This is a genomic window from Collinsella aerofaciens (assembly GCF_028206795.1).
Lineage (GTDB): Bacteria > Actinomycetota > Coriobacteriia > Coriobacteriales > Coriobacteriaceae > Collinsella > Collinsella aerofaciens_AX.
In genome coordinates, this window is the sequence record NZ_JAQLFJ010000002.1 from 112,640 (window position 1) to 132,760 (window position 20,121).

At 58.9% G+C, this 20,121-nt stretch carries 17 protein-coding genes; 3 read left to right on the forward strand and 14 right to left on the reverse strand.

Annotated features, from left to right (window positions below; all coding sequences use genetic code 11):
* Positions 1-87: 87 nt before the first annotated feature.
* From PMX70_RS01610 to ileS, 7 genes are all read right to left on the reverse strand, one after another.
* Positions 88-1,437, reverse strand: a complete 1,350-nt coding sequence (locus PMX70_RS01610; protein ID WP_152068063.1) for a replication-associated recombination protein A — start codon at positions 1,435-1,437, stop codon at positions 88-90.
* A 60-nt stretch (positions 1,438-1,497) separates the two neighbouring features.
* A complete protein-coding gene (locus PMX70_RS01615) occupies positions 1,498-2,745 on the reverse strand; it encodes a deoxyguanosinetriphosphate triphosphohydrolase family protein (protein ID WP_271742624.1) in 1,248 nt (415 codons plus the stop codon).
* A 31-nt stretch (positions 2,746-2,776) separates the two neighbouring features.
* Positions 2,777-3,199 carry a prepilin peptidase gene (locus tag PMX70_RS01620; protein ID WP_271742625.1) on the reverse strand — a complete coding sequence of 141 codons (423 nt, stop codon included), beginning with the start codon at positions 3,197-3,199 and terminating at the stop codon, positions 2,777-2,779.
* An 82-nt stretch (positions 3,200-3,281) separates the two neighbouring features.
* Positions 3,282-4,577 (reverse strand): glycosyltransferase family 2 protein, encoded by a 1,296-nt coding sequence (locus tag PMX70_RS01625; RefSeq protein ID WP_022094595.1) that lies wholly within the window; start codon positions 4,575-4,577, stop codon positions 3,282-3,284.
* Positions 4,578-4,659: 82 nt separating this feature from the next.
* Positions 4,660-5,673: an RluA family pseudouridine synthase gene (locus tag PMX70_RS01630; RefSeq protein ID WP_271742626.1), complete on the reverse strand. Its 1,014-nt coding sequence runs from the start codon at positions 5,671-5,673 to the stop codon at positions 4,660-4,662.
* A complete protein-coding gene (lspA, locus tag PMX70_RS01635) occupies positions 5,673-6,200 on the reverse strand; it encodes a signal peptidase II (RefSeq protein WP_249934429.1) in 528 nt (175 codons plus the stop codon). The genes PMX70_RS01630 and lspA overlap by 1 nt, the downstream gene beginning before the upstream one ends.
* A gap of 294 nt (positions 6,201-6,494) precedes the next feature.
* Positions 6,495-9,272 carry an isoleucine--tRNA ligase gene (gene ileS / locus PMX70_RS01640; protein ID WP_416378131.1) on the reverse strand — a complete coding sequence of 926 codons (2,778 nt, stop codon included), beginning with the start codon at positions 9,270-9,272 and terminating at the stop codon, positions 6,495-6,497.
* Between the two features lie 510 nt (positions 9,273-9,782).
* Here ileS and PMX70_RS01645 point away from each other — a divergent pair.
* Positions 9,783-10,871, forward strand: coding sequence for an iron-containing alcohol dehydrogenase family protein (locus PMX70_RS01645; RefSeq protein ID WP_271742628.1), 1,089 nt, complete (start codon positions 9,783-9,785; stop codon positions 10,869-10,871).
* Between the two features lie 46 nt (positions 10,872-10,917).
* Here the strand turns inward: PMX70_RS01645 and PMX70_RS01650 are convergent, their stop codons facing one another.
* Together PMX70_RS01650 and ftsH are read right to left on the reverse strand one after the other, a co-directional pair.
* Positions 10,918-11,373 carry a 2-thiouracil desulfurase family protein gene (locus PMX70_RS01650; RefSeq protein WP_271742629.1) on the reverse strand — a complete coding sequence of 152 codons (456 nt, stop codon included), beginning with the start codon at positions 11,371-11,373 and terminating at the stop codon, positions 10,918-10,920.
* Positions 11,374-11,454: 81 nt separating this feature from the next.
* A complete protein-coding gene (gene ftsH, locus PMX70_RS01655; protein WP_171021520.1) occupies positions 11,455-13,347 on the reverse strand; it encodes an ATP-dependent zinc metalloprotease FtsH in 1,893 nt (630 codons plus the stop codon).
* 145 nt (positions 13,348-13,492) lie between these two features.
* Here ftsH and PMX70_RS01660 point away from each other — a divergent pair, with 145 nt between their 5' ends.
* The gene (locus tag PMX70_RS01660) at positions 13,493-13,636 is read left to right on the forward strand and encodes a cob(I)yrinic acid a,c-diamide adenosyltransferase (protein ID WP_249934430.1); all 144 of its coding nucleotides are present in this window, start codon (positions 13,493-13,495) and stop codon (positions 13,634-13,636) included.
* Positions 13,637-13,720: 84 nt separating this feature from the next.
* Here the strand turns inward: PMX70_RS01660 and PMX70_RS01665 are convergent, their stop codons facing one another.
* The 4 genes from PMX70_RS01665 to thyA all read right to left on the reverse strand — a co-directional run bounded on the left by PMX70_RS01665 (position 13,721) and on the right by thyA (position 17,596).
* Positions 13,721-15,070 (reverse strand): MATE family efflux transporter, encoded by a 1,350-nt coding sequence (locus PMX70_RS01665; protein WP_271742630.1) that lies wholly within the window; start codon positions 15,068-15,070, stop codon positions 13,721-13,723.
* Between the two features lie 125 nt (positions 15,071-15,195).
* Complete coding sequence (locus PMX70_RS01670) at positions 15,196-16,110, reverse strand: TrmH family RNA methyltransferase (protein ID WP_271742631.1); 915 nt, start codon at positions 16,108-16,110, stop codon at positions 15,196-15,198.
* Between the two features lie 109 nt (positions 16,111-16,219).
* Complete coding sequence (locus PMX70_RS01675) at positions 16,220-16,738, reverse strand: dihydrofolate reductase (protein WP_138341192.1); 519 nt, start codon at positions 16,736-16,738, stop codon at positions 16,220-16,222.
* A 9-nt stretch (positions 16,739-16,747) separates the two neighbouring features.
* Positions 16,748-17,596, reverse strand: coding sequence for a thymidylate synthase (gene thyA / locus PMX70_RS01680; RefSeq protein ID WP_271742632.1), 849 nt, complete (start codon positions 17,594-17,596; stop codon positions 16,748-16,750).
* A 166-nt stretch (positions 17,597-17,762) separates the two neighbouring features.
* On the opposite strand from thyA, the gene PMX70_RS01685 reads away from it, so the two are divergent.
* Positions 17,763-18,527 carry a DUF134 domain-containing protein gene (locus tag PMX70_RS01685; RefSeq protein WP_271742633.1) on the forward strand — a complete coding sequence of 255 codons (765 nt, stop codon included), beginning with the start codon at positions 17,763-17,765 and terminating at the stop codon, positions 18,525-18,527.
* Between the two features lie 112 nt (positions 18,528-18,639).
* Here PMX70_RS01685 and ffh read toward each other — a convergent pair whose 3' ends face one another.
* Positions 18,640-20,115 (reverse strand): signal recognition particle protein, encoded by a 1,476-nt coding sequence (ffh, locus tag PMX70_RS01690; RefSeq protein WP_271742634.1) that lies wholly within the window; start codon positions 20,113-20,115, stop codon positions 18,640-18,642.
* Positions 20,116-20,121: the final 6 nt, after the last annotated feature.

Genomic DNA, 20,121 nt, shown 5'->3' on the forward strand with positions numbered 1-20,121 from the left:
TCCCGAAGGAATCGAAATACAGACGCCTTTCATGGTACCCCAAAGAAGGGGAAGATACCCAAAGGGAATGTGCGAGGTGCCAAGGACCTACTTGGGCGCGTTACCGCTACGGTCGCGTTCGCTTTGCTCTACGCGCCACTCTTCCCAGCCGCGGCCCGCAGGCTGCCAGAACGCGCCACGCTCCAGCCCCTCGGGCAAATAGCGCTGATCGACCCAGCCTTCGGGATAATCGTGCGGATACTTATACACACCGTATTCATCGCTGCCCGGGCGATGGCGATCGCGCAGGTAGCTGGGCACCTCGCGAAGACCACTGCTGTGGATATCGGCTAGCGCCGCATCGATCGAGGCCTCGCACGCATTGGATTTTGGCGCCAAGCACACATAGAGTGCAGCCTGAGCCAGGTTAATGCGGCACTCGGGATAGCCAATGACCTCGGCAGACTTAAACGCGGCATGCGCCACCAAAAGCGCCTGCGGGTCGGCGTTTCCAACATCCTCAGAAGCGTGAATCATAATGCGGCGAGCGATAAACTTAGGATCCTCCCCAGCATCGATCATGCGCGCGAGCCAATAGATCGTGGCATCGGGGTCACTACCGCGCATGGACTTGATGAACGCACTGATGATGTCGTAGTGCATGTCGCCGTTTTTGTCATACGTAAAGCCGCGACGCGGGTTGGCAATCTTCACGTCATCCACGGTGATGGGATAGCGCTCCCCCGCCGCAGGCGCTGGCGTTCCCTCGGTATCGGGACGCGTGACGGCAATCTCGCTCGCAAGCTCGAGCGTAGTGAGCGCCGAGCGAGCGTCACCCGCTGCCAGCGTGCAAATGGTCTTGACCGTATCCTCATCGGCCGAGAACTTTCCGTTCAAGCCCTGTGGTGCCTCGAGCGCACGCTCAATAAGCGTGGCGATATCCTCATCCTTCAGATGTTCAAGCTCCACCACGCGCCCGCGCGACAACAGTGCCGAGTTGACCTCAAAGTACGGGTTCTCTGTCGTAGCGCCAATCATAATGACGGTACGGTTCTCAACTGCATGCAGCAGGGCATCCTGCTGCGACTTAGAGAAGCGGTGAATCTCATCGATGAATAGAATGGTGCGGCGGTCGTACGTATTCAGGCGCGTCTTGGCCTCATCAATCACACGACGCAGGTCCTTCACGGTACCCGTGACGGCGCTGACCTCAACAAACTCGCTCTTGGTATGGTTGGCGATAATGTGGGCCAGCGTCGTCTTGCCCGTACCGGCAGGCCCGTACAGAATCACGCTCGAAAGCACGTCGTGCTCGATCGCGGCACGCAGCCATGAACCCTTACCGACGGCCTTTTGCTGGCCCACGTACTCGTCGAGCGAATTGGGGCGCATGCGCACCGCAAGCGGCGCATTCTGAAAGGAACGCTCGCGCGTCGAAGCAGAAAAAAGGTCGTCCATAGCCATCCCGTGTATCAATCAAAAACGTTTTCCACTAACAGTATACCGAATTAATACGAACTACCGTTCGTTAATATAGGTACGGTGCGGAAACTCCAGACCAGGGAACAGCTTGCTCGTCAGCTCGCAGAAATAACCGTCCGTCATGCTCGCGATATAATCCACCACGGCTTGATCCTTGTCGTCCTGCCAGGCATAGGTGCGATCATAGTAGGAAAGCTGCTGCTCAATGCGCGAAATATGGTGCTTAAAGATGTAAGAGGACTCGTCGCCACTGTTTAGATCCCGCAGGCAACGGTCGTAGAGCTTTACGAACGCCTCGCGCAGCTCCGCCTCGGAATCGCCTTCGATACCGCCCTTGCTATAGATCTTCTCGTAGTTCTCGCGCTTGGCTCGGCGAATTTCCTCAAACAGGTCCTCTCTCATCTCGATGCGCGGCTTACCATAGCTGTGCTCAACGATATCGATGGAGGCATGCGTGAGGATCCAACTGTTGTAGGCACCGCCCCGGCCATCATCAAAAGCGTCGGGCGAAAGCAGGCCCGCCGCGATCGCATCCTGACGGTCACGACCGACGTAGGCAAGAATATCCGAGATGCGAACGACGCAGCCCTCGAGCGTCATGGGACGCAGATGCTCAATTGCGCTATAGCCCGTGGCAATGCAATCCTCAACCGTCTGGTCAAACTGGTCAAAGGAGCCCATGTCCGAGAGCTCAAACACACGCTGCTCGTACTCGCCGTTATGGCATAGCACGCCGTCGAGCGTCTGGAGCGACACGTTGCGGCCATACAACGCGTCGAGCACGCGAACCGACTGCACGTTATGGAAAAAATAACGCCCCGTACGCTCATGATAGATATCGTTGAGGAAGCGCTCGCCGGCATGGCCGAAAGGCGTGTGTCCCAAGTCGTGACCCAGGCCAATCGCCTCGATCAGATCGCAATTGAGCCCCAGGGCGCGACCGATATCGCGCGCAATGCGAGAGACAAGCTGTACGTGCAAACCGCGGCGTGAAAGATCATCATTGCTACGGAAGCTAAAGACCTGCGTTTTGCCTGCATAACGGGTGTACGCCGGAAGATGAAGTATCTTTTCGGTATCGCGCATAAACGCCGGACGCATAAGCGTGCCTTTGTCGGCGGCGCGATCAATACGACGAATGACCTGATCATCGTTGCAACGATACGGGTTGACATAGCCCGAAGCACGATCGGCGGCAATGCGCTCGACAAGCTCGGGCGACAACGCCGAGGGAATACGGTCCATGCGCGCCTTAATGACGGCCGTTTCTTGATTAGATTCCATGGCATGCTCCTTAAAAAGGATGCGCAATCGGTTACAAAGTGCAGCCCACGACCTCGATTATGGCAAAAATCGGCACTAAAAACGGGAGCAATGGCAGGGAGCGCGATTTTGCGATGAGGCAAGCGACGGCAAGGGTCAGGAGCGCAGCGGTAAATGCCACGATGCCGCCCATAGGATCGAAGGTGCAAAGCGCGAAGAGCGCCTTGACGTCCCCCATGCCAATGCCCGAAGTTTGGCGAAAACGACGCCAGAGGGACTCAGTCAGCACAAGGGCAAGGTAGACGATGACCGCAAGACCGGCATGGTCAAGCGCCGTGTTAACGCCTTTGTCGAGCCAAACGCCCACTAACGCCGTCACCGCACACGCACCGGCAAGCTCATTGGGAAAACGTCGCTGACGGGCATCAATCGCCGCGCCGGCAAAGATGCAAATCCAAAACGGAATATAAAACATCGTGCACCTCCTCAAGCTGCATCGCAAAAGCAAAAACCACCACAAAGGTGCACTGTCCCCTTTGCGGTGGTTTTGGTGGTGGTTATTTGGCGCCTTGCATGACCTCGTCGAGGGTGACGTTTACGGCATGCTGGGTAGGAACCCAGTCGACCTTCAGGAACAGCGCGGCCACCGTGATGGGGATATAGCTGAACATAAAGATCGGGAAGGTAAACAGGTTAGTCACCAGACGCCACTTTTGCGCGCAGTGAATGTGCTTGTACTCAAAGATAGTCGTGAGCAGCGCCAGGATAAAGAACGTCTGATACATCATGGCGAAGGTCATAATGAGCGAAGCGGCGCACGCCTGCATCTCGACTTCGGTAGCCAAGAAACCATGCGAAAGACCGCCCACGATCAGGAACGTCGCGTTGGCGAGCATGGAGATCAGGGACAGCAGCATGCCCGGAGCGATGGTCATAAACATGTCGTACGCGGCAAAGCGATGATAGCGGAACGTCGATTTGACAAGATGCTTGCCATAGGTAAAAAAGACCTGGTAGAAGCCCTTGGTCCAGCGCATACGCTGCTTCCAGGATGCCTTGAACGTCACGGGTTGCTCGTCAAAAAACTCCGCAGGCGCATAACCGATGCGAATGCCGTGAATAGCGCAGAACGTGGTGAACTGAATATCCTCGGTCAGCGTATGGAACTGCCAACCGTGCATGCCCTCGATAACGCTGGCGGAGATGAGGTAGCCCGAACCAGAGACAGCGCAAGAAGTCTTGCAGATGTTGCGCGCGTTATTGAGAAAGCGCGCCTCGCGCAGGTACCAAGTAGCATTAGCTGCCGAGATCCACGAGCTGCCAAAATTCTTGGAGTTACGATAGCTCGTGACCACATGGAAGCCCTGGTCAAAGGCATCGTTCATCTTGGAGACGTAATCGCGGGAGATGACGTTATCGGCATCGAAGATAAAGTAACCTTCAAACGTATCCGGATACTCGTTAAGGATACGGTCGAAACCAAAGTCCATGACCCAGCTCTTACCCTTGCGGGCAAGGTCGTTGCGCTCATAGACAATGGCGCCCGCCTCGCGCGCAAGCTGTGCCGTGTTGTCGGTGCAGGCATCGGCGACCACAAAGACCTCGATAAGCTCGGACGGATAATCCTGGTCCTTGATGGAGCGTACGAGATTGGCAATTACGGCTTCCTCGTTATGCGCAGCAATGAAGAAGGCATAGCGGTGAAGTTTTTTGGCCTTGGGAGGCGCGACCTCGCCACGAAGAGCGCCAATGACAAAGAAGACCACCTGGTACAGAAAGCAGACCGTGAGCAGCGTGACAACAATCTGGTTGAAGATCACGATGGGTGTGTTGGTTTGTAAAAAGGCGAGCATGCAGGCTCCCGAGAACGCGTTACGTAAACAACCGTATATCTTACCGCAGGCTTACCGAGTTCAAGAAACCACCTAATACTGGCTAGGCTTCGAGCAGACCGAGCTGCGGAACGATTTCGTCGCCGGCAGCGGTGCGGCCAAGCGAGCGCGGGGCCAGGTCGTCAAGAACCGCGGCGAGATCCCACGGTAGCTCGTCGCGGCACTCAATGCGCTCCCCCGTCACGGGATGGTCGAATGCAACACGCCAGGAATGAAGGAATTGCCTGGTCAGACCCTGATCGGCGCGTGCATCGCACTTGCCGTAGAGCGGATCGCCCACGCAGGCGTGGTTGATATGGCGCATATGCACGCGAATCTGATGTGTGCGGCCCGTAAACAGGTGGCACTCGACGAGCGTATAGCCGTCGTCAAAACGCGTGGAATCGAAGCGCTCGAGGACCTTAAAGGTCGTAATGGCCTGGCGCGCGAAAGGATCGTCCGAAACCGCCATCTTGACACGGTCACGCGTAGAACGGGCAATGCCGGTGTTAATGGTGCCCTCATCCATAGCGATATGTCCGTGAACGAGCGTGATATAGCGACGATCGAGCGTGCGCGTGCGAATGAGATTTTGGAGCGCGCGCTGCGTGTCGTCGTCTTTTGCCGCAAGCATGAGGCCCGAGGTATCGCGATCTAAACGATGCACGATGCCGGGGCGGTCCTCACCCTGCACGGTACCCAGATGGTCAATGCCGCAGTGGTAGACCAGAGCGTTCGCAAGCGTGCCGCTCTCGTGGCCATGGGCGGGATGGCACACCAGGCCGCGCTGCTTGGAGAGCACGATGAGGTAGTCGTCCTCGTAACGGATATCGAGGGGGATGGCCTCGGGAATCACATCAGTGGGATCATGCGACTCGGGCATGTCGACCGAGATGCGGTCACCGGAGCGCACAGCATATTTTTTTGATAGGCAGGTCTCGCCGTTCACGATTACGGCGCCGCCCTCGATCAGATGCGCGCAGGCAGAGCGCGTGGGGCAGCCGTCGTTGGCACCCAGAAAGGCGTCGAGACGCTGGCCAGAGCAATCGTCGGCAACAAGAATATGGATGTCGGCCATTAACGCTCATTCCTTTCGCGAATCTTGCGGGCACGCTCCCCACGCTGCTTGGCTTTGCGCTTGGCGCGGGCCTCATCACGGGCATTGAGCTCGGCAGTCGCATCGACTTCGCGGGCCGCAGGGCTCAAGAACATGTAGCCGATGAGGGCAAGCACAACGCCTACGGTGATGCCGATATCGGCCACGTTAAAGACGGGAAAGTCGATGAAGGTGGTGGCAATAAAATCGGTCACAAAGCCAAAAGCCAGGCGATCGATCGCGTTGCCAATGGCGCCACCCACGACCATAGCCATGCCCACAACCTCCAAGCGAGCAAGCTGGGGCGTGCGAAGCAAGTACACGGCAATGGCGACAATGACCGCAAGCGCCAGCAAAGCGAACGCAACGCCATGCCCCTCGCCCATGCTAAAGGCAGCACCGATATTACGGACAAACATAAAGTCAATGACACCGGGGATGACGGTCACATGCAAAGCGTCGCCCACGGCACGAACCGCAAGCTTGGTCAGCTGGTCAAGAAGCAGCACAACCAGCGCCACCCCACCAGCAACACCCAACCGCCAACGCAAAGGCGGCGTCATACCCCCAGCACGACCCAAATCAATCCCCTGCCCTCAAGAATATCGAATTCCGTTTAACGCAATTAACCATCTTATATTGCCACACGCAGAGCGCACGACATATTCGCTAACGCCAGATAAATAACCAGCATAAAAAGAAAGCGGCATTCCGAAAAACAGAATGCCGCTTTTATTCAGCGGAGCAAATGGGCCGAAGGCGTCCAAATTCTCCCAATAACTAAAATGCCGAGTTACCGTGCCTTAAAGGGCATTCGCGCAGCGTTTGCAGATATGCGCGTGGCCGTTGTACTCGCCGACGGTGGTGCGATAGTTCCAGCAACGGTCGCAGCACTCGCCCTCGGCTGCCTCGATGGCAACGGAGAGTTCCTCGCCCTGGGTCAGCTCAACATCGGAAACAATGTAGAACTCGGCCAGGTCGACAGCCTTGTCGCCGGTCAGCAGCGCGTACATCTCGGCGGGAACGACCGCCTTGACGCGGACCTGCTGGCTCTTGGTGAAGGTACCGGCGGAGCGGGCATCCTCAAGGGCCTTGGTCACGGCGCTACGGAGCTCGAGTGAAGCCTCGAGCACGCCCTCAAACTCATTGGCCTCGTCGAACGTGATGGGCGACTTGTACCAATCGAGCAGCGCGGCGTACTTCTGGTGATCGACGCAGCCGGCGGGCGCATAGGCCATGGCCTCGTCGACCGTGTAGGACAGGATCGGCTGAAGGTCGCGCATGAGCATCGAGAAGAGCTCGGCCAGCACGGTCTGGGCGCTGCGGCGCTCGAGCGAGCCGGGCTTCTCACAGTATAGACGGTCCTTCAGGGCGTCGAGATACACGTTGGAGAGCTCGGTAACCACGAAGTCGTAGAGCGCACGGTAGGCGCGCGGGAACTCGTAGCTGGCGTAGGCATCGTCGACCTCGGCCTGAACCTGGGTCAGACGGGCAACCATGAGCTTGTCGAGCGGCAGCAGGTCGGCAAAGGCGACGCCGTCGGTCTCGGGCTCAAACTGACCCTCGAGCTCGGAGAGCAGGAAGCGCAACGTGTTGCGGAAACGACGGTAGGCATCGGACGTACGAGCAAGAATCTCGTGGTCGATGGACACGTCGGAGCTGGTGTCGACCGAGGCGACCCACAGGCGGATGATGTCGGCGCCCATCTCGTCGCAGACCTTATTGGGGTCGATGACGTTGCCGAGCGACTTGGACATCTTTCGACCCTGGCCGTCGAGGGTGAAGCCCTGCGAGACGACCGCCTTGTACGGAGCATGGCCGTTGGCACCCACCGAGGTGAGCAGCGAGCTCTGGAACCAACCGCGGTGCTGGTCGGAGCCCTCGAGGTACACATCCGCCGGATACTCCAGCTCGGGACGGTACTCGCAGACGGCCTTCCAGGAGACGCCGGAATCCCACCACACGTCGAGGATGTCCTTATCGGCCTTGAGGTGATGGCCGCCGCACTTGGGGCAGACGCAGGCCTCGCCCAGGTAACTCTCGGGAGCGTCGGTAAACCAGGCGTCGGAGCCCTTCTCGTGGAAGAGCTTGATGACGGCGTCGAGCGTAGCGTCGTTCATGACCTTCTCGCCGCAGTCGGCGCAGGTGTAGCTGGGGATAGGCACGCCCCAGTTGCGCTGACGGCTGATGCACCAGTCGGGACGCTGCTCGACCATGGCGCCGATGCGGTTGGCGGCGTGAGCCGGATACCACTTGACGTTCTCGCGAACCTCCTTGCCAGCCTGCTCACGCAAGCCGGTCTTGTCCATCGAGACGAACCACTGGTCAGTAGCACGGAAGAGCACCGGGTGCTTGCAGCGCCAGCAGTGCGGATAGCTGTGCGTGATCTTCTTCTCGAGGACCAGGGTGCCGCGCTCGCGCAGGAACTCGATGATGTGCGGGTTGGCCTCATCGGTATCCATACCGCTGAAGGGACCACCGGTGCCAAACTCCTCGCCGGTGTAGAACTTGCCGTCATCATCGACCGGCATGCAAATGTCGGTGATGCCCTCCTTGAGGCAGGCGAAGTAGTCGTCGACGCCATGGCCGGGAGAGTTGTGGACGATACCGGTACCGTCATCGACACCGACGTAATCGGCCAGCAGCGCAACGCCCTCGACACCGTCAAAGATCGGCTGCTTATAGTGAATGTGATGGAAGGTCTCGGCGGGAACCACATAGGGCTTGCCGTCGACCATGACCGGGGTGTACTCCCAGCCAAACTCCTCGCAGCACTTGGGAGCCAGGTCCTCGAGCATGACCTCGGCACGACCCTCGTGCTCAACGGCGACATAGGCGGCGCCGGGCTTAAGGGAAACGGCCTGGTCAGAGGGGATGGTCCACGGCGTGGTCGTCCAGATGATAAAGTCGACCGGGCCGTTGAACTTCTCGAGCCCGGCAGGCTTGGAGGTCATCTCAAAGCGCACGAAGATGGACGGGCTCGTCTCGTCGGAGTACTCGATCTCGGCCTCGGCCAGCGCGGTGTGGCAGTGCTTGCACCAATGAACCGGCTTGTGACCGCGATAAATCATGCCCTTATCGAACATGGCCTTGAAGACCTCGATGTCGGCGGCGTCATGCTGGTGGTAGAGCGTCAGATACGGGTTGTCCCAGTCGCCAAGTACGCCCAGGCGACGGAAGCCGGCCTTCTGCAGCTCGATGTTCTCGACAGCGAACTTGTTGCACAGCTCGCGGATCTTAGCCGTGGAGGTCTGGTTGAACTTCTCGGTGCCGAGCTTCTCCTCGACCTTATGCTCGATCGGCTGGCCATGGCAGTCCCAACCGGGGACATAGGGAACCTCATAGCCCTGCATCATCCAGTAGCGGTTGATCATGTCCTTGGAGATCTTGTTCATGGCATGGCCGATGTGAATCGGGCCGTTGGCGTACGGAGGGCCATCGTGCAGCACGAACTTCTTGTGACCCTCGTTCTTCTTCAGAACCTGCTCGTAGACCTTGTTGTCCTGCCAGTCCTTGAGTCGCTTGGGCTCGGACTTGGAAAGACCGGCACGCATGGGAAAACCGGTCTTGGGCAGATTCATCGTCTGCTTGTACTCGTTTGCCACGGTACCCCTTTCTTGTCATGGGCGCGCACGCCCTCTGGGCACCAAAAAAGCGCCCGTCCCTACAAGCTGGGACGAAGCGCCACAAAACGGGCAGCCTGCCCGTAAAAGCTCTTCGCTTAACCACCCAGCTTAGATGCCCTCGCCCGCATATTCGCGCGCTCGCATCCGTTACTCGGCTGGCCTGTATCGACGACCATCTCGGCGATGTCTACTAAGACGAACCTGCATGGCACGTCCGTTGGGACCGCAGCTCCGGGGTGATTTTCATCGGTCGCATGCACGGGTTCTCAGCGCTCCCCGCTCTCTGTAGCATGCGGACGGCCGACTACTCGTCCCCATCAACGCTTATGCGGAGTATGCTAGCACGTTCCGCACCGGCAAAAAACCCTCAACACTGGTTTTATACGTTCGAAATTTCTCGCTATGACAGCCCTTCTCTAGGAGCAAAATACCTGAAAGCACTCTATCGAACGAAAGAAGGCTGCTATGCGCACGATTGGAATGAGCGACTACACCGTTGGCGAGGATTGCTTTACCGAGCTACCCGCCGCACTGGCGGAGTACGGCGCGAAGAAGGTCGCCATCATCGGCGGCAAGCGAGCCCTGGCTGCGGCGCTGCCGGGCATCGAGGCGGCGCTTGAAGGTACCAATGTCGAGATTCTGGAGACGCGCGTCTACGGCACCAACAGCACGCGTGCCAATATCGCCAAGGTCGTGAACTCCCCTGCCTGCCAGGAAGCTGACGTGCTTATCGCATGCGGCGGCGGCAAGGCGCTCGACACCGTGAAGACCGCAGCAATCGAGCTCAAGAAGATCGTCTTTACCGTGCCTACAATATGCTCCAACTGCTCGGCCGCGACCGCCATTGCCGTTGTCTACAACGACGACGGCTCGCTCGAGGGCTATTCGTACCCCAACCGCCCTGCGCACATCTTCATCAACCCCAAGATCATCGCCGAGGCGCCAGCGGAGTACTTCTGGGCCGGCGTGGGCGATGCCCTATCTAAGCAGCCCGAGGTCGAGTACGCCACGAGCGCCGGTAATTTGGAGCACACCGCCGGTCTTGGCCTGGCACTCGCCCACACCTGCTCCGAGCCGCTGTTTACCTACGGCGTGCAGGGTCTAAAGGACGTGCGCCAGGACCTGTCGAGCGAGGCCGTTAAGCAGATCGCGCTCGATATCGTGGTCAACACGGGCTATGTCTCGAACCTGACCAACCAGAACGATTACTACTACAACTCGAGCGTGGCACATGCGTTCCACAACGCCACGTGTAGCATTCCGCGTGAGGGCACCTACCTGCACGGCGAGGTCGTAAGCCTGGGTGTGCTCGTGCTGTTTGCCTATACGGGAGACACCGAGAACCTTGAGCGCTACGCCGCCTTTAACAAGCAGATGGGCCTGCCCGTGACGCTTGAGCAGGTCGGCCTTACCGAGGGAGATATCCCGGCCCTGTGCGAGTTCGCACACGCCACCAACGAGTGGAAGCAAGGCAACCCGGAGCCCTTCACCGACGAAAAGTTCGCCGCCGCCATCAAGGCCGCCAACGCCTATGGCCACTCTATCCTGGCCTAACCGACCAAAACCGCCACAAAGGGTACAGTACCTTTGTGGCGGTTTTTTATTGCTGTAACATGCTCGAGTCGAATTCGCTTGCCGGGATCACGCGGTAGCCGTGGCGCAGGAGCAGGTCAACGAAGACACCGTTACCCGTTGTGAGCGTGCCGCTGAAGGATCCGTCGTAGATATGGCCCACGCCGCACGACGGACTGCGATCCTGCAAGACGCACGCAGCAATCTCGAACGGGCCGCCCGCCTGCTCACACATATCGAGCGCACGTTGAGCACCCAGGCGAAACTCGCGATTAACCGAGATGCCCTCGCTGGTACGAACCTCGCCGTTAACGATCTCGGACGGCTTGCGCGGGGTGGGCAGACCGCCAAAAACCTCGGGGCACACCAACAAGACCTCAGTCCCCGTGCGTTCGCAGGCCTCGACCAACGCGCGATGATAGTTGTCGAGCCCGTTATACTTGCAGCTCTCACCCATTAAGCAGGCGCTCACCACAATCTTCATTTCCATCCCTCTCAAGCAAAACGCCCCATTTGAGAAAGCTGCTCAAATGGGGCGTCGGCGTTTACTGGCTCGACCGCGGCTTTACTGTTGCTTGGGCATCAGCGGATTCTCGCGCGTGAGGAGGTTCATGAACTCCTCACCCGTGATGGTCTCCTTCTTGTACAGATAACGAGCCAGCTCATGGAGCTTGAACTTGTTCTCCTTGAGGATCTGCAGGGCGCGATCGTGCGCGTCCTCGATCAGCTTGGCGACAATCGCGTCCACACGCTCGGCCGTACCGGGGGCGCAGGTGAGCGACGTGTCCTGGTTAAGGTACGCATTCTGAACGGTACCGAGCGCCATCATGCCAAACTCGTCGGACATACCAAAGCGCGTCACCATGTTGCGGGCGAGCTTGGTGGCCTGTTCGATATCGTTGGCGGCACCGGTCGTCATCTCGCCAAAGATGAGTTCCTCGGCCGCACGGCCGCCGCAGTAGACGGCAAGCTTGTCCAAGACCTCCTGACGTGTCGTCAGGAAGCGCTCGTCCTCCTCGACCTGCATGGTATAGCCAAGAGCACCGCTCGTGCGCGGCACGATGGTGATCTTGGTAACCGGCGCGGAACCCTTTTGGCGGGCAGCGACGATGGCATGACCGATCTCGTGGTAGGAAACGACCTGCTTCTCATGGTCGGAAAGCACCGTGGACTTACGCTGTTGGCCGGCAATGACGACCTCCACCGACTCCTCAAAGTCATCCTGGGTTGCACGCTTGCGACCCTCGCGAACGGCGCGCAGGGCGCCCTCGTTGATGATATTGGCCAGGTCGGCGCCCGAGGCACCGGGCGTGGCGCGGGCAATCGCGGTCAGATCGATCGGCGGCTCGGTCTTCACACTCTTGGCGTGAAGCTCGAGGATGTTCTTACGACCGGTCAGATCGGGCAACTCGACGGGAATGCGGCGGTCAAAACGACCGGGGCGCAGCAGCGCCGGATCGAGACTGTCGGGGCGGTTGGTTGCGGCAAGGACAACGATACCCTTGTGGTTATCGAAGCCATCCATCTCGGTCAGCAACTGATTGAGCGTCTGCTCGCGCTCGTCGTTGCCGCTAAAGCCGCCGCCATCACGCTTCTTACCGATGGTATCGATCTCATCGATAAAGACGATACACGGGGCCTTTTCCTTGGCCTGCTTAAACAGGTCACGAACCTTTGCAGCGCCGCGACCAACAAACATCTCAACGAACTCAGAGCCCGAAATACTAAAGAACGGAACACCGGCCTCGCCGGCAACAGCCTTGGCAAGCAGGGTCTTACCGGTACCCGGAGGGCCAACAAGGAGAGCACCGCGCGGCAGCTTGGCGCCGATCTCCTCGTAGCGCTGCGGCTTCTCCAGAAAGTCGACGACCTCCTTGAGAGACTCCTTGGCCTCTTCCTGGCCGGCGACGTCCTTAAAGGTCACGCCCACGTCCTTGGAGGCGATCACGCGCGCGCCGGACTTACCCAGTCCGCCGCCGCCAAAACCGCCGCCGCCAAAGTTCATCGACGGGCCGTCATCGCCCATGGCCTTCTTCATGCGGCGGTTGAGCCACCAACCGATGAGGAAGAAAATCGCCATGGGAAGAATGAGTGTGAGCAGGTAGTAGGTCATCAAACCCGAGTTTTTATCGGGAACGACCGACTCCAGCGAAGCGCCAGACTCAAGCACGCGATCGGTAAAGCCCGCATCGTTCGGCACACCGGTCGTCTTATAGGCGATGTTCTCGTCCTCGCCCTTCTTGGTGTAATAAATTGAGTAATCGTCCGTGTTGTACTCGACCTTGTCGACACTCTTCTTATCGAGCGCTTTGACAAACGTCGAATAATCGGTCTTCGTAATCTGCTGCGTGTGACCGATGTTGGGGAACAGAACGGTCGAGAGCACGAGGTAGACGACGAAGGCGATGAGCACGTAGAGGATCATATTCCGTCTACGTTTGTTGTCATCCATCTCCATCTGCTTGAACTCCATCTACTGGGGTTGATAATGTTTTCTAGAATACCCAACCCGGACGGCGATAAACCGACGCAGGGCACGAAAGGACAGAGATGGCATCACTGGAAGTCGGCAAGGTTCAAATCTATACGGGCAACTGATCGCGATGAAACCCGACACCACAGAGCTCATACTGACCGGCCGCGGCCTGCTGCCCCTCGCGGACCTCGCCGACCTGGTCACCGAAATGCGCCCCGTCAAACACTACTTCGACGAAGGCCTCCTGGCCCGCCAAGGCATCGAATACTAATTGATCCGAAGGGGACGGAGGAAAACGGATCATCGACATCACGACGGAGAGCAATGATCCATTTTCTTCCGCCCCAAGGGATCATTAGGCGGTGGCGCGGCCTAGCCAGTTGCCGCTGTGATGGTAGACGGTGAACATCATGGCGGTGATTACCCAGGTTACGGGGTAAACCAGCAGCAGGTGCTCAAGCGACGGATCGAAGGGCATGATCGCAAACACCCAGATCACCCTCAAGACAACGGTGCCAAAGATGGTGAGCATCATAGGCTGCAGACTCACGCCGGCGCCGCGAATGGAGCCCGACGCGTTCTCGATAATCGAGAAGATCGCGTAGAACGGCGCGATGAAATGAAGAATCGTCGTGGTGTACGCCGAAATCGAAGCATCGTCGACAAACAGACGCGACAACGGACCCGAGAACACCAGCAGCACGGCAGACAGGCCACCAATGAGCATAAACGACAGCACGAGCGACGTATGGTAGCCCTTGCGCATGCGCTCGTAGTTGCGCGCGCCAAAGTTCTGTGCCGAGAACGTGGTGATCGACACGCCGAGCGCCTCGGTAACCATCCAGATAATGCCATCCAGGCGCCCAGATAGACCCCAGGCAGTCGTGACATCGGCGCCAAACGAATTAACCGACACCTGGATCAACACGTTCGAGATCGAATAGGCAGCCGATTGAAAACCGAGTGGCAGTCCACACGAGATCATACTCTTGCAAATACCGCGATCGATGCCGAGCCTAGACAGCGAAAGACGCCATGCACCCGGAGCGCGCATCATGCGCAACACGATCATCGTTGCATTGGAGCAAATGGTCAGCGCCACTGCGATGCCACAGCCCAGCGCCTCCATATGCAACACAGCGACAAAGATGATATCCAGCACCACGTTAACCAGGCAGCCAGAGGCAATGATCACGGCGGGCCCGCGTGTGTCGCCCACGGCACGCAGCAGTGCGGTTCCCATATTAAGCAGCAGTGCCGCAACCATCGCGGCAAAATAACAGCGTGCATAGGCCACGCCCTCGGCCAATAGTTCATGCGGCGTGTTCATAAGCACCAGCATGGGCTCAACGAACACTATGCCAAGAATCGAGAAAACGATACCGCCCACCAGCGCAAGCGTCATGGCCGTATGGACCGAACGGCTCAGACGCTCATCATCGTGCTGGCCAAAAAACTGACCCGTGATAACGGCACAACCAGCGCCAACGCCAACGCAAAAGCCAATGCAGAGCTCGGTGAGGACCATCGTGGCTTGAATGCCGCCCAGCGCGAGCTTGCCGCCAAACTGACCGACAATATAGGTACCGATAAGCGTGTAGGCCTGCTGAAAAAACGAACTAAAAAAGATGGGAACGCACAGCGAAAGCAGCTGCTGCCAAATAACACCCTGCGTTACATCGATAGCCGTAGATTTCTTAGCCACACGCCCTCCCCACACGCATACGTCAAACAACAAAACAGCAATTTAAAACCAAAGCCAAAACCAGCTTAGCACCGACTGGCGGCGACCGAAACACCCCGAATTAGAGCGCGGTGCGAAATATCTGCCTAGTGATACAAACCCGGCTGGTAGTGATACTCATTGCTCACGTGCGGGCACAGCTGCCAAAAGGCGACGGCGCTCGCCGCGGCCACGTTGAGCGAATCGACCCCGTGCGCCATCGGAATGCGCACGGCGCGGTCACAGCCCTCAATGGTCTTGGCTCCCAGGCCGGCACCCTCGGTACCCATAAAGATCGCCAGGCGATCAATCTCCTGCAGCACTGGATCGTCCAACGACACCGAATCATCCGTCAACGCCATGGCGGAACACGAAAAGCCGGCATCGTGCAGCGCCGCCAGCCCATCATGCGGCCATACGCGCGCCTCACTGCCAATACGCGTCCACGGCACCTGAAACACGGTGCCCATGCTCACGCGGGCCGAGCGACGATACAGCGGGTCACAGCACGTAGGACTCACCAAAATGCCATCGACGTTCAGCGCAGCCGCCGAGCGGAAAATCGCGCCGACGTTGGTGTGGTCGACAATGCCCTCGAGCACGCACGCGCGCACCGGGCGCTCCCCCGCCGCCTCGACGACGCCGCCCAAGAACTCATCAACCGGAATCTGACGCGGGCGACGGAACGCCGCGAGCGCACCACGCGTCACGTTAAAGCCCGTCAACTGCTCCATGAGCTCCATGGAGGCCACGAACACAGGAACAGGACCCGCGCCCTCGCGCACAACCAGGCGCTCGAACAGCGGCATCATCTGATCGAGCCAGCGTTCGCCCAACAGAAAGCTCACCGGCTCGTATCCGGCGCGCACGGCACGCTCGATGACCTTAGCGCTCTCCGCAATAAAGATGCCCTTTTGCGGCTCCAACACGCAGCGTAGTTCGCGCTCGGTCAGTCGCACATAGGCATCGAGCCGCTCGTCCTCGAGCGAATCGATTCGCAGCACCTCAACGGCATCAGTCATAGCAGCCTGCCCGCACCTTTCTTTACAGCAGATCTATACCAAACGAGGCGACGCTAAGCGCCGCCCCGTGCATTCAAATAACCCGATGATACCGTTCACGCCAGACGATTTACGCCTCAACGCGACGATACGTCACGAACTCATAATCGAGACCCTCGTCACCCTCGCCCGCGGCAATCGTGGCAACACCGCCACGCCTCGCAATCTCCCACGCGGGATCGGCATCCAGATCGGGAAAGTACGTATCCACGTCATGCACGCAATGGTTATGCGTAACCTCGGCCTCGACGCAATACGGCAAGAACTGTCGATACACCTCGCCGCCGCCGATCACCCACGCAACGGGTTCATCGGCTACCGCGACGAGCGCTTCGTCAACGCCATGCACCACGTCGACGCCCTCGGCAGCAAAGCTCTCGTCGCGGGTGAGCACGATATTACGGCGATTCTTGAGAGGACGCCCGCCGGGAAAACTCAACAGCGTCTTGCGCCCCATAATGACCGGGCAACCCTTGGTGCATGCCACAAAATGACGCATGTCGGCACGGTTGGACACGACCATGTCGCCCTCGCACCCAATACCCCAGTCATCGCACACGGCGACAATGGCAGAAAGCTTACACGTCATGCGCGTCACCTACACCGCGATGGGAATGTTCTTGACCTGCGGGCCGTGCTCGTAGCCCTCCACGATCAGGTCGTCGGTCGTAAACGCATAGAAATCGTGCACATCGGGGTTCAGCGTTACCTTAGGCGCCGCAAACTGCGGGCGCTCGATAAGCTCACGGACGATATTGACATGACGGTCGTAAATGTGGGCATCGGCAATCACATGCAGCAGCTCACCGGGGATCATATCGACCGACTGCGCGACCATCATCAGCAAGATGGCGTACTGACAAACGTTCCAGTTGTTCGCGGCCAAAATGTCCTGGCTGCGCTGGTTGAGAATCATGTTGAGTGTGGGCTTATCGTCCTGCGGGCGCTGCGTGACGTTATAGGTCACGCTGTAGGCGCACGGATACAGGTGCATCTCGGACAGGTCGCTAAACACATAGGTGTTCGTCATAATGCGGCGGCTGTACGGCGTGTGCTTAAGATCGTACAGCACGCGGTCCATCTGGTCGAAATCGCCCTCGGCATAATGGCTCTTCTGGCCAATTTGGTACCCGTAGGCCTTGCCGATGGAGCCGGTCTCGTCGGCCCACTCGTCCCAAATATGGCTGTTGAGATCATGGACGTTATTAGACTTCTTTTGATAGATCCACAGGATCTCGTCCATGGCGGACTTGAGCGCCGTACGACGCAGCGTAAGCGCGGGGAACTCCTCGCGCAGATCGTAGCGCGCCGTGACGCCAAAGTTTTTAATGGTATAGGCAGGGGTGCCATCCTCCCACACCGGACGGACCTTTTGGCCCTCGGTGGTGGTGCCATGGTCCAGAATATCGCGGCACATGGTTACAAACTGTTGATCAGCCTTGCTCATTGACCCTCCTGTCAGTCGCCTACAAGCGAGATTCATTGTAGCCCAGGCGCACGCAGCCCCACAGCCCAAACATAAGCCCTCATTTTCTGACATATGCCAGAAATTCATTGCGCAAATCTGAACGTTCGCTATTCTATTGTTGACATATGTCAGATAAGGAGTGCACATGGCAGGAAGACGCGAGAAACTGCGCCGCGTCGGGATCATCCCCGAATATCGCGGTTTTACCCCCGATGGCCTGGCGAGCGGCGATGCCATCGATATGACAGTCGACGAGCTCGAAGTGCTGCGCCTGTGCGACTTGGAAGGCCTTAACCAAGAGGCAGTCGCCCAGCACATGGGCATTGCCCGCGCCACGGTGGCGGCAATCTGCAGCCGCGCGCATCGCAAGGTGGCAAACGCGCTGGTCAATGGACGGGCGATCGTCATCGAAGGCGGCAACATCGCGTACTCCCCCATCACCACGACAACGGCCGCATGGCCAGCAAAGGAGGTCGACACCGTGAGGGTGGCAACGACGTACGACAACAGCAACATCTTTATGCACTTTGGCCGCAGCGAACAGTTCAAGATCTACGACATCCAGGATGGCAAGGTGCTCAACGAGCAGGTCGTGGGCACCGGCGGCACTGGTCACGGTGCATTGGCGGGTCTGCTTGCCAACAGTGGCGTTGACACGCTCATCTGCGGCGGTATCGGCGGCGGCGCCATCAACGCACTTACCCAGGCCGGCATCACGGTCTATGCAGGCGCCCAGGGCAGCTGCGACGCCTGCGTCGAGGCACTCATTGCCGGCACGCTCGCACAGACCGGCGAGGCCACGTGCGGCTGCCACGGCCATGACCACGAGCACACCCATGAGCACGGCGAATCCTGCGGTTGCCACGGCCATCACGAGAACGAGGGCCACGAGGGCTGTGGCTGCCACTAGCGGCAAATGCTCTGGCGCCAAGACGTGCCATTCGCGCAACAAACCACACAACGGTGAAGGCCGCCTGGAGTACCATCCAGGCGGCCTTCGCCATACACGACTCAACCAGTCGTTACTTCTTATTGCGCATCTGCGCTTCCATCTGGCGCAGCAGATCCATATCAGACTTGGGGCCGCCCGTTCCCAAGCCGCCCAGGCCGCCCAGCCCCATGGCATCCAGGCCGGGAATATTGGGCATGCGCATCTTCTTGCCCTTCTTACCCTTTTTGCCCTTCTTGCCACCAGCCTGTGCCTGATTGGCCATCGTGCGCATGCGGCCCATCATCTTATTCATCTCGCCCCACTGCTTCATAAGGCTATTGACCTCGGTGGGGGTCACGCCGGCGCCCTTGGCAATGCGGGCACGGCGCTGGCCGTTGATGATGGAGGGGCGAAGGCGCTCCTCCTTGGTCATCGACATGATGATGGCCTCGTTCTTATCGAAGATACCTTCGTCCAGGTTGCCACCCATCTGGTTAAGCGCACGCTGGCCACCGGGGAGCATGCCCAGAATGCCCTTCATGCCGCCCATCTTCTTGACGGCCTTCATCTGGTCGAGCATGTCGTTCATGGTGAAGCCCTCGCGAAGCATGCGCTCGGCGGCCTCGAGCTGCTCTGCGTCAGCCGCCTCTTGGGCCTTCTCGATGATGCCGACAACATCGCCCATGCCCAAGATTCGCTTGGCCATACGATCGGGATAGAACGGCTCCAGCGAATCGGGTTTCTCGCCCATGCTCACGAACTTGATAGGCTTGCCGGTCACCTGGCGCACGGAAAGCGCGCCGCCGCCACGGGCGTCGCCGTCGAGCTTGGAGATGATCACGCCGTCAAAGTCGGTGCGCTCGGCGAAGGTCGAGACGACGTTGACGATATCCTGGCCGGTCATGGCATCGACGACCATCAGCACCTGATCAGGCTTGACGGCCTTCTTGATGTCCACGGCCTCCTGCATCATCTGCTCGTCGATCTGCAAACGACCGGCGGTATCGACGATGACCACGTCACGCAGGTGGTCAACGGCCTCCTGGATGGCGCCCTTGGCGATGTCAACCGGGTGCTCGCCATCGCCACGGAAGACCGGCACGCCGATCTCTCCGCCAAGCGTGGCCAGCTGGTCGGCAGCGGCGGGACGGTAGACGTCGCACGCGGCGAGCAGCGGCGAGCGGCCCTGCTTCTTGAGCAGGTAGGCCAGCTTTACGGCCGCCGTGGTCTTACCGGAGCCCTGCAGGCCCACGAGCATGATGACATTGGGAATGCGGTTACTAAAGACGAGCTTGCTCTCTGTGGAGCCGAGCATCTCGGTGAGCTCGTCGAGCACGATCTTGACGACGTTTTGCGCTGGCGACAGCGACTCCATGACCTCGGCGGTCATGCAGCGCTCCTTGGTCTTGGCGACGAACTCCTTGACGACCTTGAAGTTGACGTCGGCCTCGAGCAGCGCCATGCGAATGTCGCGCATAGCCGAGGTGATATCGGCCTCGGTCAGCTTGCCCTTACCGCGCAGGCGGTCAAATGTGTCGTTGAGGCGATCGCTCAGGGAATCAAACACTAGTCA

Coding starts and splice junctions, on each gene's coding strand:
- PMX70_RS01610 (WP_152068063.1), bottom strand. CDS start 1,437: ATGGACGACCTTTTTTCTGCTTCGACGCGCGAGCGTTCCTTTCAGAAT.
- ileS (WP_416378131.1), bottom strand. CDS start 9,272: ATGAATCTGCCCAAGACCGGTTTTCCCATGCGTGCCGGTCTTTCCAAG.
- PMX70_RS01670 (WP_271742631.1), bottom strand. CDS start 16,110: ATGACTGATGCCGTTGAGGTGCTGCGAATCGATTCGCTCGAGGACGAG.
- PMX70_RS01660 (WP_249934430.1), top strand. CDS start 13,493: ATGAAACCCGACACCACAGAGCTCATACTGACCGGCCGCGGCCTGCTG.
- PMX70_RS01645 (WP_271742628.1), top strand. CDS start 9,783: ATGCGCACGATTGGAATGAGCGACTACACCGTTGGCGAGGATTGCTTT.
- PMX70_RS01620 (WP_271742625.1), bottom strand. CDS start 3,199: ATGTTTTATATTCCGTTTTGGATTTGCATCTTTGCCGGCGCGGCGATT.
- PMX70_RS01625 (WP_022094595.1), bottom strand. CDS start 4,577: ATGCTCGCCTTTTTACAAACCAACACACCCATCGTGATCTTCAACCAG.
- PMX70_RS01685 (WP_271742633.1), top strand. CDS start 17,763: ATGGCAGGAAGACGCGAGAAACTGCGCCGCGTCGGGATCATCCCCGAA.
- thyA (WP_271742632.1), bottom strand. CDS start 17,596: ATGAGCAAGGCTGATCAACAGTTTGTAACCATGTGCCGCGATATTCTG.
- PMX70_RS01630 (WP_271742626.1), bottom strand. CDS start 5,673: ATGGCCGACATCCATATTCTTGTTGCCGACGATTGCTCTGGCCAGCGT.
- ftsH (WP_171021520.1), bottom strand. CDS start 13,347: ATGGAGATGGATGACAACAAACGTAGACGGAATATGATCCTCTACGTG.
- PMX70_RS01650 (WP_271742629.1), bottom strand. CDS start 11,373: ATGAAGATTGTGGTGAGCGCCTGCTTAATGGGTGAGAGCTGCAAGTAT.
- PMX70_RS01615 (WP_271742624.1), bottom strand. CDS start 2,745: ATGGAATCTAATCAAGAAACGGCCGTCATTAAGGCGCGCATGGACCGT.
- PMX70_RS01675 (WP_138341192.1), bottom strand. CDS start 16,738: ATGACGTGTAAGCTTTCTGCCATTGTCGCCGTGTGCGATGACTGGGGT.